Origin of the sequence: Janibacter sp. Soil728 (assembly GCF_001428305.1) — a bacterium.
Lineage (GTDB): Bacteria > Actinomycetota > Actinomycetes > Actinomycetales > Dermatophilaceae > Janibacter.
In genome coordinates, this window is record NZ_LMRZ01000001.1 from 589,939 (window position 1) to 603,340 (window position 13,402).

Annotated in this window: 12 protein-coding genes; 7 read left to right on the forward strand and 5 right to left on the reverse strand. The window is 71.1% G+C overall.

The window, feature by feature from the left end; translation table 11 throughout:
• The first annotated feature begins 51 nt into the window (after window positions 1–51).
• Window positions 52–1,329, forward strand: coding sequence for a zinc metallochaperone AztD (aztD, locus tag ASG73_RS02855; RefSeq protein ID WP_235499338.1), 1,278 nt, complete (start codon window positions 52–54; stop codon window positions 1,327–1,329).
• Between the two features lie 31 nt (window positions 1,330–1,360).
• Here the strand turns inward: aztD and ASG73_RS02860 are convergent, their stop codons facing one another.
• Entirely contained in the window at window positions 1,361–2,887 is a 1,527-nt protein-coding gene (locus ASG73_RS02860) for a cytochrome P450 (protein WP_082566940.1), read from the reverse strand.
• A 114-nt stretch (window positions 2,888–3,001) separates the two neighbouring features.
• Between ASG73_RS02860 and ASG73_RS02865 the strand changes: the two genes are divergently transcribed.
• Window positions 3,002–3,298 carry a hypothetical protein gene (locus tag ASG73_RS02865; protein ID WP_055990441.1) on the forward strand — a complete coding sequence of 99 codons (297 nt, stop codon included), beginning with the start codon at window positions 3,002–3,004 and terminating at the stop codon, window positions 3,296–3,298.
• Here ASG73_RS02865 and ASG73_RS02870 read toward each other — a convergent pair.
• The gene (locus ASG73_RS02870) at window positions 3,291–4,697 is read right to left on the reverse strand and encodes an aminotransferase-like domain-containing protein (protein ID WP_055990444.1); all 1,407 of its coding nucleotides are present in this window, start codon (window positions 4,695–4,697) and stop codon (window positions 3,291–3,293) included. The genes ASG73_RS02865 and ASG73_RS02870 overlap by 8 nt on opposite strands.
• Between ASG73_RS02870 and ASG73_RS02875 the strand changes: the two genes are divergently transcribed.
• Window positions 4,696–5,724: a DMT family transporter gene (locus ASG73_RS02875; RefSeq protein ID WP_082566941.1), complete on the forward strand. Its 1,029-nt coding sequence runs from the start codon at window positions 4,696–4,698 to the stop codon at window positions 5,722–5,724. The two genes, ASG73_RS02870 and ASG73_RS02875, sit on opposite strands and share 2 nt — an antisense overlap.
• On the opposite strand, the gene ASG73_RS02880 is transcribed toward ASG73_RS02875, so the two are convergent.
• Together ASG73_RS02880 and ASG73_RS02885 are read right to left on the reverse strand one after the other, a co-directional pair.
• A complete protein-coding gene (locus tag ASG73_RS02880; RefSeq protein ID WP_055990447.1) occupies window positions 5,638–7,749 on the reverse strand; it encodes an NAD(+) synthase in 2,112 nt (703 codons plus the stop codon). The genes ASG73_RS02875 and ASG73_RS02880 overlap by 87 nt on opposite strands.
• Window positions 7,750–7,968: 219 nt before the next feature.
• Entirely contained in the window at window positions 7,969–8,439 is a 471-nt protein-coding gene (locus ASG73_RS02885; protein ID WP_055990450.1) for a hypothetical protein, read from the reverse strand.
• Window positions 8,440–8,587: 148 nt separating this feature from the next.
• On the opposite strand from ASG73_RS02885, the gene ASG73_RS02890 reads away from it, so the two are divergent.
• The 4 genes from ASG73_RS02890 to ASG73_RS02905 all read left to right on the forward strand — a co-directional run bounded on the left by ASG73_RS02890 (window position 8,588) and on the right by ASG73_RS02905 (window position 12,102).
• Window positions 8,588–9,331 carry an N-acetyltransferase gene (locus ASG73_RS02890; RefSeq protein ID WP_200946653.1) on the forward strand — a complete coding sequence of 248 codons (744 nt, stop codon included), beginning with the start codon at window positions 8,588–8,590 and terminating at the stop codon, window positions 9,329–9,331.
• A gap of 95 nt (window positions 9,332–9,426) precedes the next feature.
• Window positions 9,427–11,100: an HNH endonuclease signature motif containing protein gene (locus ASG73_RS02895; protein WP_055990452.1), complete on the forward strand. Its 1,674-nt coding sequence runs from the start codon at window positions 9,427–9,429 to the stop codon at window positions 11,098–11,100.
• Window positions 11,101–11,132: 32 nt separating this feature from the next.
• Entirely contained in the window at window positions 11,133–11,549 is a 417-nt protein-coding gene (locus ASG73_RS02900; protein WP_055990454.1) for a DUF1801 domain-containing protein, read from the forward strand.
• A complete protein-coding gene (locus tag ASG73_RS02905; RefSeq protein WP_055990457.1) occupies window positions 11,542–12,102 on the forward strand; it encodes a GNAT family N-acetyltransferase in 561 nt (186 codons plus the stop codon). The genes ASG73_RS02900 and ASG73_RS02905 overlap by 8 nt, the downstream gene beginning before the upstream one ends.
• A gap of 20 nt (window positions 12,103–12,122) precedes the next feature.
• Here the strand turns inward: ASG73_RS02905 and ASG73_RS02910 are convergent, their stop codons facing one another.
• Window positions 12,123–13,391: a DUF2786 domain-containing protein gene (locus tag ASG73_RS02910; protein WP_055990460.1), complete on the reverse strand. Its 1,269-nt coding sequence runs from the start codon at window positions 13,389–13,391 to the stop codon at window positions 12,123–12,125.
• Between the last annotated feature and the right edge of the window lie 11 nt (window positions 13,392–13,402).

Consider the following 13,402-nt stretch of genomic DNA (forward strand, 5'->3'; position numbering starts at 1 on the left):
CCACCCGAGTTGACGCCGTCAATAGAAACGATAATCATTCTCACTATGAGAATGACGCTCCGTCCCACCCGAACCCTGTCCGTCGCCACCCTGCTCGCGCTCACGCTCACCGCCTGCGGCACCGAGGAGGCGCCCAGCGGCTCGGCCTCGCCCACGCCGATCCCGCGCGCCGATGACGTCTCGACCGCCGTCGGCACCCCCTCCGGCACGACGGTCGAGGAGGGCAGCCGCACCCCGCGCCTGGCCGTCACCCACGACGGCGGGGTCATCGTCCTCGACGCCGTGACCCTCACCCAGCTCGGGGAGTTCCCGCTCGAGGGCTTCACCCGGATCAACCCGGTCGGGGACGAGCGGCACCTCATGGTGACCGAGGGCGAGACCTTCCGCCTCCTCGACCTCGGGGGCTACTCCCTTCCGCACGGCGACCACGACCACCACCACTCGACCCCGCCCACGCTCACCGACCTCACCTTCCCCACGCGCCACCCGGGTCACGTCGTCGTCCACGACGGCCGCACCGTCCTCTACGGGGACGGCGACGGCAGGATCCGCTCCTTCGACTCCGACGCCCTTCGCGACGGGGCGACGAAGCGCCCGCCGACCGACACCCGGCGCGAGCGCACGCCCCACCACGGCGTCGCGGTCGAGCGCGCCGACGGGTCGATGGTCACGACGGTCGGCACCGAGGACGCGCGCTCGGGGATCGTCATCCGTGACGCGAAGGGGGAGCGGCTCGCCTCCTCCAAGGAGTGCCCTGGCGTCCACGGCGAGGCAGCGGCGAAGGGTGGTGCCCTCGTCTTCGGCTGCGAGGACGGACTGCTCCTCGTCAAGGGCGACACGATCACCAAGATCGACGCACCGGACGACTACGGCCGGATCGGCAACCAGGCAGGCAGTGAGGCGTCCCCCTTCGTGCTCGGCGACTACAAGACCGACAAGGACGCCGAGCTCGAGCGGCCGACCCGGGTGAGCATCACCGACACGCGTGACGGGTCGCTGCGCCTGCTCGACCTACCGGCGAGCTACTCCTTCCGCTCGCTGGCACGCGGCGCCGACGGCGAGGGTGTCGTCCTCGGCACCGACGGCAGGCTGCACGTCATCGACATGGCCAAGGGAGCGGTCACCGAATCGATCGACGTCGTCGACCCGTGGGAGGAGCCGCTCGAGTGGCAGGACCCGCGGCCGACCGTCCACGTCCAGGGCGGGACCGCCTACGTCACCGAGCCGGCGAGCAAGGAGCTGCACATGGTCGACCTGCACTCCGGCGAGGTCGTCAACAGCGGTGTGCTGCCCGTCGTGCCCAACGAGATCGACGGCACGCTCGGGTGAGGACCAGCCGCCATCGTGCACAGGGTCGTCGTCAGCTGCGCCGCGTCAGGCCCACCCGGAAGCCGACCGGCATGAGCGTCAACCGCTCGGTGATCGTCAGCTCGTAGCCGGGCTCGGGCGTGAGGTCGAAGCGGTGCAGCAGCTTGGCCAGGACGATCACCGACTCGTGCAGCGCGAACTGGCGTCCGATGCAGGCCCGCTCGCCGGTGCCGAAGGGCTTGTAGGCGTGCGCGGGCCGCGCCCGGTTGTGCTCGGGAAGGAAGCGGTCGGGGTCGAAGCGCTCGGGGTCCGGCCACACGTCGGGGTCGCGGTGGAGCAGGGGGATGAAGACGAGCACCTTGTCCTGCGGCGTCATCCGCAGGCCTCCGGGGACGCCGGCCGACCCGTCGGCACCGATGGTCGTCGTCTCCCGGGGTGAGCGCGCGAAGCCCGGTGCGGTCGGCCACAGCCGCAGCGTCTCGTCGACGACCCGGCGCAGGTAGCGCAGCTTGGGCACCTGCTCGAAGGTCGGGTCGACCGCAGGGTCGCTGCCGAGCACCTCGTCGAGCTCGGCACGCACCCGGGCGAGGATCTCGGGCTCGCGGGTGAGGTGGTACAGCGCGAAGGAGACTGCCCCGGACGTGGTCTCGTGCCCGGCGACCAGCATCGTGAGGATCTGGTGGCGCACGTTCTGCGCCTCGAGGAGTGCCCCGGAGTCGTCGACCGGCTCGTGCATCATCCGGCCGAGCAGGTCCTCGTGCCGCTGCCCGCTCGCCTCGCGGTCCGCGACGATCTGCCTGAGCAGGCCGTCGATGTAGCCGTGCCGTGCCAGCGCCACCTGGTCCTTGCGGCGCACCCGCCGCCTGCCGACGAGCGGCAGCGCCGCGACATTGGACCGGGCGGCGGCATGCGACATGTCGCCGACGAAGGTCGTGACGAAGGGGTCGACCTCCTCGGTCGCGAAGCTGCCGAAGGTGTGACTGAAGGCCGCTCGGGCGATCGTCTCGAGGGTGAGCTTGGTGAGCCACGGGGAGACGTCGACGGTCCTCCCTTCGCCAGCTGCCTTGTCCCACACCCCGATGAGCTCGTTCGCCGCGTCGACCATGACGTCGTGGTAGCCGCGCATCGCCGACTTGGAGAAGGCGGGCATGAGCAGGTCGTGCGCCAGGCGCCAGTTGGGCTCGTCGGTCTCGGCGGTGAAGAGCCCGTCGCCGACGAACATCCGCAGGTCCTGCACGCCCGGTGCCAAGGTCTTGGTGAATCGCTTGTCGTCGCACAGCTCACCGACGAGGTCGACGCCTGACGCGAAGACGAACTTGCGACCCAGCGCGAGCATCTCGAAGATCGGCCCGAGCCCGACGCCCAGGCGCAGCATGTTCTGCACCGGCTGCGTCGGGTCCATCCCCTTGCGGAAGGCGTCCCCGAGCACCCGACGACGCCCGGGCGGGTGGGGGAGGTCGTGGTCGGCCCAGCCCATCCCGGCGTTCGGCGGGAACTGCTCGAGGGTGTCGCCCGCGCGTGCGTGCGCCGGTGCGTGCGCCGCGTCAGGAGCAGGTCGGAGCCGGGTGGCCACGTCCATCGGGGCCGTCCTTTCGTCAGGTGTAGAGACTCGGCTCACGGTAGTCCTCGAGACGGCATGGATGGAGGCGAGAGACCTTGTCTTCTTCCCAGCGGCTCATGGGATGATTGCGTCATGAGCAAGCACACCTACCAGCGCCTCTCGCACCCCCCGACCGGGCCGCACGCCGTCGAGGACCTGGGCCACGCGCAGAACGCCGCCTGGTGGACCGTCATGGTCCTCGGGATCATCGCCGGAGCCGTCGGTACCTGGGCGGTCGTCATCCTCAGCCCGGCCTGGGGCATCGCCGCGGTCATCCTCACTGTCGTGACGATCGTCGCCGGAGTCGTCATGTCCAAGATGGGCATGGGCAGCTACACCTACTCCGAAGGCGACACCGCCACCAACAGCGAGTCGCTCGGTATCAAGTGAGCTCGTCGAGGGTCGCGCCGATGATGCGCGTCCCCTCGCCGAAGGCTCCCGGGTTCGGCCCGGAGTAGTTCAACCGCAGATGCTTGCCGACCGGCTCGGCGGGGAACCAGTCGTCGCCACCCGCGACGAGCACTCCCTTCGCCTCGCAGCCGGCGACCAGTCGCGGCAGATCCGTCGCGTCGGGCAGGCGTACCCACAGGTTGAGCCCACCGGCCGGCAGGGTGACCTCGCCCATAGGTAGATGCTCGCGCACCGCGTCCACGAGCAGGTCGCGACGCTCCCCGAGCTGGCGCCGCATCGCCCGCAGGTGGGTGCGCCACCCGGGTTGGGTCACGACGTCCAGCGCGACCGCCTGCAGCGCCGAGCTGACGTACATGTTGGCCGCGCGCACCTCGGTCAGGATGCGGTCGCGCGCCGGCCCGCGGGCCGTGACCGCCGCGACTCGGACGGACGGCGCGACGCTCTTGGTCAGGGAGCGCAGGTGGACGACGTGGCCGCTGTCGTCACGGGCGGCCAGCGGGCTTGCCTCCCCCGTGATCGTGAAGTCCCTCGCCCAGTCGTCCTCGATGAGGAAGGCGCCCGCCTCTCGCACCGTCTGGAGGATCCGGTCCGCGAGCTCGACCGACCACCGCGCTCCGGTCGGGTTGGCGTAGGTGGGCTGGGCGTAGAAGGCCCGGGCGCCGGAGCGGGCGAGCGTCTCGGCCAGGATGTCGGGGTCCGGGCCCTCGGGGCCGGTCGGGATCGGGACCAGATCGACGCCGGCCTGAGCCGCGGCGTGGATGGCGCCCCAGTAGGTGGGTGACTCGATGACGAGGGGTCGCCCTGTGCCGACGAGCGCGTGGAAGCAGGCCGTCAGCCCGCCCTGGTTGCCCGGCACGACGATGACGTCCTGGGGGCCGGGGGCAGAGATTGCCGAAGGCGTGAGGTCGGCGAGCTCGGAGGCGAACCACGAGCGCAGCTCGGGCATCCCCTCGGACGGAGGGCGGCTCATCGCAGCGTCCGATCTGGCCACGCGGGCGAAGGCGGCCCGCACGAGGCGCTCCGGGAGCAGCTCTGCCGCGGGGTAGCCGGAGTGCAGCGAGATCATGTCGTGGCGCACGGGGCGCAGCGATGCGGAGGCGGTCGGGATGTGGCGACGCGGCGCACCCAGCGAGGTGGTCTGCCAACCGAAGTCATGGGTGCGGCTGACCCGTGGCGCTCGCACGAAGGTCCCCACCCCCGGCCGGGTCTCGACGAGCCCGAGGGCGACGAGGGTCCGCAGCGCCTGCTGGACGGTGGCCGGGCCGACGTGGTGCTCGGCGACGAGCGCGCGGGTCGAAGGGAGCTTGGCCCCGGGAGCGGAGGTGGCGATCCACTCGCGAAGCGATGCGACGATGACACCACTGCTATCGTTGTTCATGACAGACCACAGTAGCGCTACTGGCCGTACCGCCTTCCCGATATCCGTCAGCTCTGGCCTCTTCTGGGGCTTCCTCGGGGTGCTGACCTTTTCCTTCACGGTCCCCTTCACCCGCATGGCCGTGGGCGACGGAGCGATGTCGCCGACCCTGGTCGGGGCGGGTCGCGCGGTGGTCGCCGCTGCGGCATCTGGGCTGCTGCTGGCGTGCACGCGACAGTCCCTCCCGCATGGTGCGCAGTGGTGGCGGCTCGCGGTCGTTGCCGCCGGGGTCGTGGCGGGTTTCCCCCTCCTCACCTCCTTCGCCCTGACCCGCACCGACGCGAGCCACGGCGCCGTGGTGATCGCATTCCTGCCGGCCGCGACTGCCGTGGCTGCGGTCCTGCGGGCGCGAGAGCGTCCGCCGCGCACCTTCTGGATCGCATCGACCGTGGGGGCCGTCGCCGCCGTCGGGTTCGCGGTGCTCCAGGGCGGAGGGCTGGGGCAGATCGGGTCGGCAGACCTGCTCCTCTTCGGCGCGGTCGTGGCCGCCGCCGTGGGATATGCCGAAGGGGGCCTGCTGGCTCGTGAGCTCGGCGCCTGGCAGACGGTGTCCTGGGCCCTCGTCGTCAGCGCTCCGGTCATGCTCGTGCTCACGATCGGCACCGTCGTCCGGCACCCACCGCAGGCCGGCGCGACCGAGTGGGCGGCCTTCGCCTATCTCGGCCTGATGAGCATGTGGTTGGGCTTCTTCGCCTGGTACCGGGGGCTGGCGATCGGCCCGATGGCGCAGGTGAGCCAGGTGCAGCTCACCCAGCCGGTCATGACGATCGCCTGGGCGGCATTGTTGCTGGGCGAGGAGATCACGCCCCTCACGGTGGTCGGCGGCGGCGCCGTCATCCTGTGTGCGGCACTCGCCGTGCGCTCGCGACGGGCGCCCGCCCCGGCCCCTTCGTGCCCCGGCTCAGGAGGTCGGGACGTGCTCCTCGATGTCAGCGAGCCAGCGGGTGGCAGCGACATCGCTGGGCATGCGCAGGTCGCCTCGCGGTGAGACGGCGCCACCCGGCAGTACCTTGGGCCCGTTGGGCAGGGCCGACCGCTTGAACTGGTTGGCGAAGAAGCGCTGGACGAAGACGAGCAGCCACTTCCTGATCTCGGCGAGGTCGTAGGCACCGCGGTCCTCCTCGGAGACCGAGGCGGGCCAGGCCCCCTTCGTCGCGTCGGACCAGGTCTGCTCCGCGAGGAAGGCGATCTTGCTCGGTCGGTCCCCCCGGCGCAGCACGTGGAAGAGGGTGAAGTCCTGCAGCGCGTAGGGCCCGATCTTGTCCTGCGTCGACTGTGGCCGGTCGGCGTCCTTGCTCGGGACGAGCTCGGGGGAGATCTCGGTGTCGAGGACCGACAGCAGCGTCTGCGAGACCTCGGGCAGCTGCTCGGTGTCGGCGACCCAGTGCACGAGGTGCTGCATGAGGGTCTTGGGCACGCCCGCGTTGACCCCGTAGTGGCTCATCTGGTCGCCGACGCCGTAGGTGCACCAGCCGAGCGCGAGCTCGGACAGGTCGCCGGTGCCGAGCACGATCCCGCCGCGCTGGTTGGCGATGCGGAAGAGGTAGTCGGTGCGCAGCCCGGCCTGCACGTTCTCGAAGGTGACGTCGTAGACCTCGTCGGGGTGGTCCGCCTCGGGGTCGAGGCCGTAGGCGTGCCCCATGTCGCGCAGCATCTGGGTCGCGGCGGGACGGATGTCGAGCTCCTCCCAGGTGAGGCCGAGCGACTCCATGAGCGCGACCGCGTTGGTCTTGGTGCGGTCGCTCGTGGCGAAGCCGGGCATCGTGATCCCGATGATGTCGGTGCGCGGGCGCTCCAGCCGGTCCATCGCCTTGGCCGCGACGAGCAGGGCGTGCGTCGAGTCGAGCCCGCCGCTGACCCCGATGATGATCTTGGGCTGCCAGTCGGGTCCGCCGATGGCGCGCAGCCGCTGGGTCAGGGCGGTGACCTGGATGTTGTAGGCCTCGTAGCAGTCCTGGGCCAGACGGGCCTCGTCGTCCGGGACGAAGGGGAAGCGGTCGAGTGGCCGCAGCAGCCCCAGGTCGCCGGTCGGCGGGTCGAGCTCGAGGTGGACCTCGCGGTACGGCGCCGTGTCGGTGCCCATGCCCAGTGCCACCCCGTTGTCGTCGAAGCTGCCCTGCCGCATCCGCTCCTGCCGCAGCCGGTCGACGTCGACGTCGACGAGGGTCTCGCGGGGACCGGAGGGGAAGCGCTCGGACTCACCGAGGAGGTCGCCCCCTTCGTAGACCATGGTCTGCCCGTCCCACGACAGGTCGGTGCTGGACTCCCCTTCGCTCGCGGCGGCGTAGAGGTAGGCGGCGTTGCAGCGCATCGAGGCCGAGCGGGCCAGCAGGTGCCGGTCGTCGGCGCGGGCGACGGTGATGGGGGAGGCGGAGAGGTTGAGCAGGACGGTGGCGCCAGCGAGGGCCGCCTCGTGGCTCGGCGGGACCGGGACCCACATGTCCTCGCAGACCTCGGCGTGGACGACCAGGCCCGGCACGTCGTCGACGTGGACGAGCACGTCGGTGCCGAAGGGGACGCCGTCGAGCACCTCGGCCGCCTCGCCGCCGGCGAAGGTCGGACGGAACCACTCGTCGACGATCCCCGCGCCGGCCGCGAAGTGCCGCTTCTCGTAGAACTCGCGGTAGTTGGGCAGGTAGGACTTGGGCGCGATGCCGAGGACCTCGCCGCGGTGGATGAGCACCGCGCAGTTGTAGAGACGGTTGCGGTGGCGAAGGGGGGCGCCCACGACCACGAGCGGCAGCAGGTCGGCGGTCTGCTCGGCCAGATCGATGAGGGCCGCCTCGACATCACGGAGCAGCACGTCCTGCAGGAGCAGGTCATCGATGGCGTATCCGGTCAGGCTCAGCTCGGGGAAGAGCGCGATCGCCGCGCCCTGGTCGGCCACGTGGCGCACGCGCTCGAGGATCGCCGCGGCATTGGCGAAGGGGTCGGCCATCGTCACCGGCAGGGTGCACGCAGCGACCCGGGCGAAGCCGTGGCGGTAGAGGTTGCGGAAGTCGCGGTCCGTCATGCTCCGAGAGTACGTGGGTCGAGGTGTGACGAGCGTCAGCGAGGAGCCTCGAGACCGCTCCCGGCGAGGAGGGCCGACGCGCTGCCGAAGTCCTTCGTCACCTTGTGGTCGCCTTGTCGTTCTCGACATCGGCTTGATGCTGCGTCGACCCTCCTCGTCGTCCGCTCCCCACCGCTCCCTGAGGAGGCCGCCCGCGGCCGTCTCAGAGGGAGCGAGCGCTCAGTTGGTGACGAGGCGGGTGCGGGTGCCGACGACGCCGAGCCGGGTGACGGGTTCGTCCTGCAGGTCGGCGACCGCGCCGAGGTCCTGCCAGGCGCCGCCGTTGACGCGGTACTGGCCGACGAGGCGTGCGTCGACCTTGACCGAGCGGGTGCCTGTCGTCTCGTACGTGTGCGTGATGTCCCCATCCGGGTAGACGCCGCCTCGGCTCGTCGTCCACTCGGACCTCGTGCCGTCGCCGTAGGTGTAGCGGTAGTCCTTGGCGATGATCTTGAACTGGATGGTCCACGACAGCAGCTGTTGTGCGTCGCTCACATCACCTGGCTCGAGCCCGGCCCTGTGTGGCCACGCGGCCTCGTAGTAGGTCGGTAGGCCCACCAAGGTCTTGTTGCCGTGGGGCTCCATCGACACCGACGCCTTGGCGAAGGGGAGCTCGAGGAAAGCCGAGCGGATCTGCGCGATTGTCGGCACCGGTGGTGGCGGGGGTGTCCGGGGGACGGCGGGGTCATTCACGTCGGGAGCCGCCGGGTAGCCGGGCAGGCACATCTGCTGCGTGCAGACCTCCGCACCACGTGGGAACTCGCTGGCGTCCGCTCCCGGCACCGGATTGGATGGAGGAGTGCAGACCTTCTCCCTCGCCGAACGCCCGGACCTGCTCGACGCCTTCTGGTCGATACCGGGTGACTGGCCGACCTTCATGCTCCAGGATCCGACGTCGGATCGTGCCTACGAGGCGGCGGTCGAGGGCTTCCCGCAGCTGCACCTCGTCGTCATGGATGGTGACGCGGCGGTCGCCCGTCTCCATGCCGTCCCGTTCGCGGCGAGCATCGACTCCCTTCCTCCCCGGGGCTGGGACTGGGCGCTGCAGCGGGCGGAGTGGCTGGTGGCGAAGGGGGGTCCCCCCGACCTGTCCACCGTCAGCCTCATCGAGGCGCGGGTGGCGCCGGAGCGACGCGGCGAAGGGCTCAGTGGTCCCCTGCTGGTCGAGGCGCGACGACGCTATGCGGAGCTGGGTTGCAAGGACCTCTTCGGCCCGGTCCGCCCGACGCGCAAGGCGCTCGAGCCACGCTCTGGCGCAGACGAGTACGCGCGCCGGGTGCGCGAGGACGGGTTGCCGCAGGACCCGTGGTTGCGGGTGCACGCACGGCTGGGTGGCCGGATCGTCGAGGTCGCGCCGCTGTCGATGACGATCCCCGGGACGCTGGCGCAGTGGCGTGAGTGGACCGGTCTGCCCTTCGACGCGGACGGCCTCGTCGATGTCGAAGGGGGCCTCGCCCCTGTCCACGTCGACCTCGCCAACGACCACGCGGTCTACGTCGAGCCGAATGTGTGGGTGCACCACGACCTCACCCACGCTCCCTGAGGAAGGTGAGTGTGGAGGGATCGCGCATGGCGATGCGGTTCGTCCAGGAGCGATGTGACAGGAGCGTTGTCACACCTCACTGAAACTATGGACACATGTTCGACGATGAGCTGACCGTGGTGGAGGCGTCCTTCCGGGGACTGGGCAGGGCGCGGACGGGGGTGCGCGAGCGGGGGAGCCGAGCCGATGAGCAGGCGTTGACCGATGCGTTGCGCGCGACGGAGCGCCTGAGACGTGCGGCGGACGCGCTCGAGCTGACGGTGCTGGGTCAGGCGGTGCGCTTCGAGGACCAGTGGGGTGCGGACGGGGTCTATCGCCAGGTCCAGCTGCCGGCAGGGCAGGTGGGGGAGTTCGCCGCCGAGGCGGTCGCGGTCGCCACCAAGGCAGGGATCTTCGAGGCGGGCGAGCGGTGCGACCTCGCGGCGCGGGCGGTCACCGACCTGTCATGCCTGACCGATCTGCTGGCGGAGGGACGCATCCGGGCCAGGGCGATGGGCCTGGTGGCCAAGGAGACCCGCGAGGCCAGCGAGCAGGCGGTGGCTGCGGTGCTCGAGCATCTGCTGGCCCCCCTTCGTGGCAAGCCGGGCAGCACCCGCATCGAGGACCTGGAGGAGCGGGAGCTGCGCAAGGCGACCCGCAGGATCCTCGAGCGGGTCGAGCCGGAGCTGTTGCAGGAGAGAGCGGCTCGCAACCGGCGCGAGGCGGTGGATGTGCGCTTCAGCGAAGGTGCCGTGGGCACGGCCGACATGCGTGCGACGCTGCCGACGGAGGACGCGCTCGTGCTCAAGGAGGCGATCGAGCAGGCAGCGGCCGAGCGCCGCGCGCTCGACCCGTCCCTGACCGCGGCCGCCTCCCGGGCGCACGGCCTGCTCGACCTGGCGCTGCGGGGCGTGGAGGTCCGGGCCCTGGTGCGGCTGGGGATCCCGGTGGTGACGTCGGCGGCCTCCCGGTTGACCTTCGCCCCCTTCGAAGGGGGCGAACGCGGCGGGAGCAGCGAGCTGGCCGAGGCCCTGCACGGCCCGACCGTGCGGGAGGGGCGCTTCGTCACTGGCGATGGGGCCGACCAGGTCGAGGTCATGGCTGAGGAGTGGGCCGGCGGGGCGGTGGCCTCGCAGGTGCCGACGACCCTGGGGCCGGGCGGGCAGCAAGCGTGGGTCGGTGGCTGTGACATCCCGGGGGTCGGCTTCATCCCGCCCGACGCGGTCGCGGCGATCACGGCCAACCTCGAGACCAGGGTCTCGCGGGCGCTCATCGATGCTCGTACAGGGACGCTCGTGGAGACGAGCAACCCGCGTTACGTCGTCACCGACTCGATGCGCGAGTTCGTCGCGGCCCGCGACGAGACCTGTCGCATGTGGGGCTGCAACCGTCGACTGATGACCGGCTGTACCGAGGACAATGCCGACCTCGACCACGCGAGCGAGTGGCCGCAGGGCTCCTCGTGCCCGGAGAACCTGTCGGGCCTGTGCCGCCACCACCACCGGCTGAAGCACTCGCCGCGCTGGACACACACCCTGCGCGAGGACGGCCGCACCGAATGGACCAGCCCGACCGGGGAAGTCGTCGAGACCTTCCCGTCGCTGTGGGTGCACGTCGGGGACGAGTGTTCGCCCCCCGGACAGGGGGCGAACGCCGACCACGAGTCGTGGGAGGTGAGCGACGACGAGCAGCTCGCCGCCTTCCACGCCGCCGGCCTCTCTCCTGAGGCCGCGTCGATCTTGCCCCCCACGCAGGGGGCGAAGGTCGACTCCGGGGAGGCGCCCTTCTGAGCAGCTCGCGGGGTCATCGCTAGGTTGGGCCCATGCCGACCGACGACCGCAAGACCAGGCCGACCGACACCTCCGCCGTCGCGCTCCTCGACGCCGTGACCGACGAGCGGCGCCGGGCCGATGCCGAGACCGTGCTGGCCCTCATGCGGCGGGTCACCGGGGTCGAGCCAGTGGTCTGGGGGCCGTCGATGATCGGTTTCGGCATCCAGCCGTACACGACGGCGGACGGCAAGGCGCACGAGTGGTTTCGCGTCGGCCTCGCCCCGCGCAAGGCTGCCCTCACGCTCTACGGCCTGACCTTCTACGGCTCCAACGCGGACCTGCTCGAGCGCCTCGGCAAGCACACCATCGGCAAGGGATGCGTCTACGTCAAGCGACTGTCCGACGTCGACGAAGGGGTCCTCACCGAGCTCATCGAGCGGGCTTGGGCCGAGGGCGCCGATGTCTGAGCTGACCTGGCCGCGTCAGGCCGGACCTCTGTCTCTGCGTCGGCCGACCCCCGAGGCGCTCGACCAGGTGCTCACATGGCGCAATAGCCCCGAGGTGACGCAGTGGCTCCTGAGCACCACGGTCGACCCGGACGCGTGGCGGGTGGAATGGCTGACCGTGCAGGACGATGACGTCGCCGTGCTCGCCTTCGTGGACGACGACGTGGTCGGTACCGGCTCGCTCTGGGTGCAGGACGCCATGGGTCAGCGGCACACCGGACATGACATCTGGGGTCGGGCACAGGGCGGCATGGCCTACACGATCGACCCGGCTCACCGAGGGCACGGCTACGCGACGCACCTCGCCCGGGCGCTGCTGTCGATCGCCTTCGACGACCTGGGGCTGCACCGGGTGACGGCGGGATGCTTCGCCGACAACACCCCCTCGTGGCGGGCCATGGAGCGCCTCGGCATGCGACGCGAGCAGCACGGGATCAAGGACTCGTGGCACGCGGAGCTCGGGTGGCTCGACGGATACACCTACGGGATCTTGCGCGAGGAGTGGGCCGGCTGACCCGTGGCGGGCCATCGCCTCTATCGCCCCTCCACCGCGCCCGAGCCACCCAGCGACGCCCGGTCGGCTGCCGCTTGGCCGGAGAACCACCCTTCGCCATCAGTGACCGCCGTCGGACGTGAGGCGCGCAGGTGAGGGAAGTGCTCGTCCACCGTGTCGTCGACGGCATCGCGCCGCTCCTCGAGCAGGGGCACGAGCTCGGCGCCCGCGGACCCGCCGCGCTGCTCGGCCACGGCTGCCACCTCCGCATCCGCGACCTGGTGCAGCCTCTCGCGGATGCGCAGGGCGAAGGCCATGAGGAAGGACCGACGGAAGGCTGCCGTCCGGGAGCGACCGGAGGCATCGGTCTGCTTGCCGTGCTGGGCCATCGCCGTGGTCGCCTGCACGAGCAGCGAGGTGAAGAGCGTCTCGACGGCGTCGAGGTCCTCGGAGTGACCGATGATCGTGACGTGGCCCAGGTCCTTGGACCAGACCACCCGGGAGTAGTTGGCGGCGGCGATCCCGCTGAGCAGCGAGACCTTGGGCGACTCGTAAGGGTTGTCGACCCCCAGCCTGCGCATGGTCGGCCCGTCGCTGGTGCGCTCCGTCGCGGCGAGCAGCGCGGCGTCGATGCTGTGCCTGGCCATGAGCGACTGCGCGCCTGCGGTGAAGGTCTCCGCCTCGGCCTCGAAGGTCGTCGACTCCGCCTTGGCCAGCAGTGCCCGCACGCGCTCGAGGACGCGCGGGTCGACCCGCGAGGACGAACGGCGAGCGGAGGGTCGAGCCTCCCCGGGGCGTGGCCCGAGCGACTCGATCGCGGGCACGGCCCAGACGGCGCTGATGAGCTCGACTGCGGCCTGCACGACGTCCGCCCAGGAGTCACGGTCGCCGCGCGCCTGCGGGAAGCTCCGGTCCGCGGGCCACCACGCACTCGCCTCGATCGCCTCCATCTGCGCCCACCACTCGGGGTCGACCGTGGCCCTCGCGTAGCGCTCGAGCACGTACGCCATCGCATCGCCGAGGAGCGCGTCCGCGGGAGGCTTGGTCAGCCGGGTGACCAGTCGGTGCAGGTCGATCGGCTGCCAGTCACGGTCGAAGGCCTGGCCGACCCGGTCGGTGAGGATGCTCAGGATCGCCCACCCGGCGCAGTCCCGGTCGTAGCCGGTCTGGGTGTCGGCGACCAGATGGCGGGTCAGCCCCTGGGCGCGGGCGCGATGCCGGTTGGACCACGCGCTGGCAGCCTCCATGACCCGGTCGGCAAACCTCCCGACGTCTGCGTCGCGGTCCCGTCCGATCCCGAATGCCGTCACGTCATCCCCCT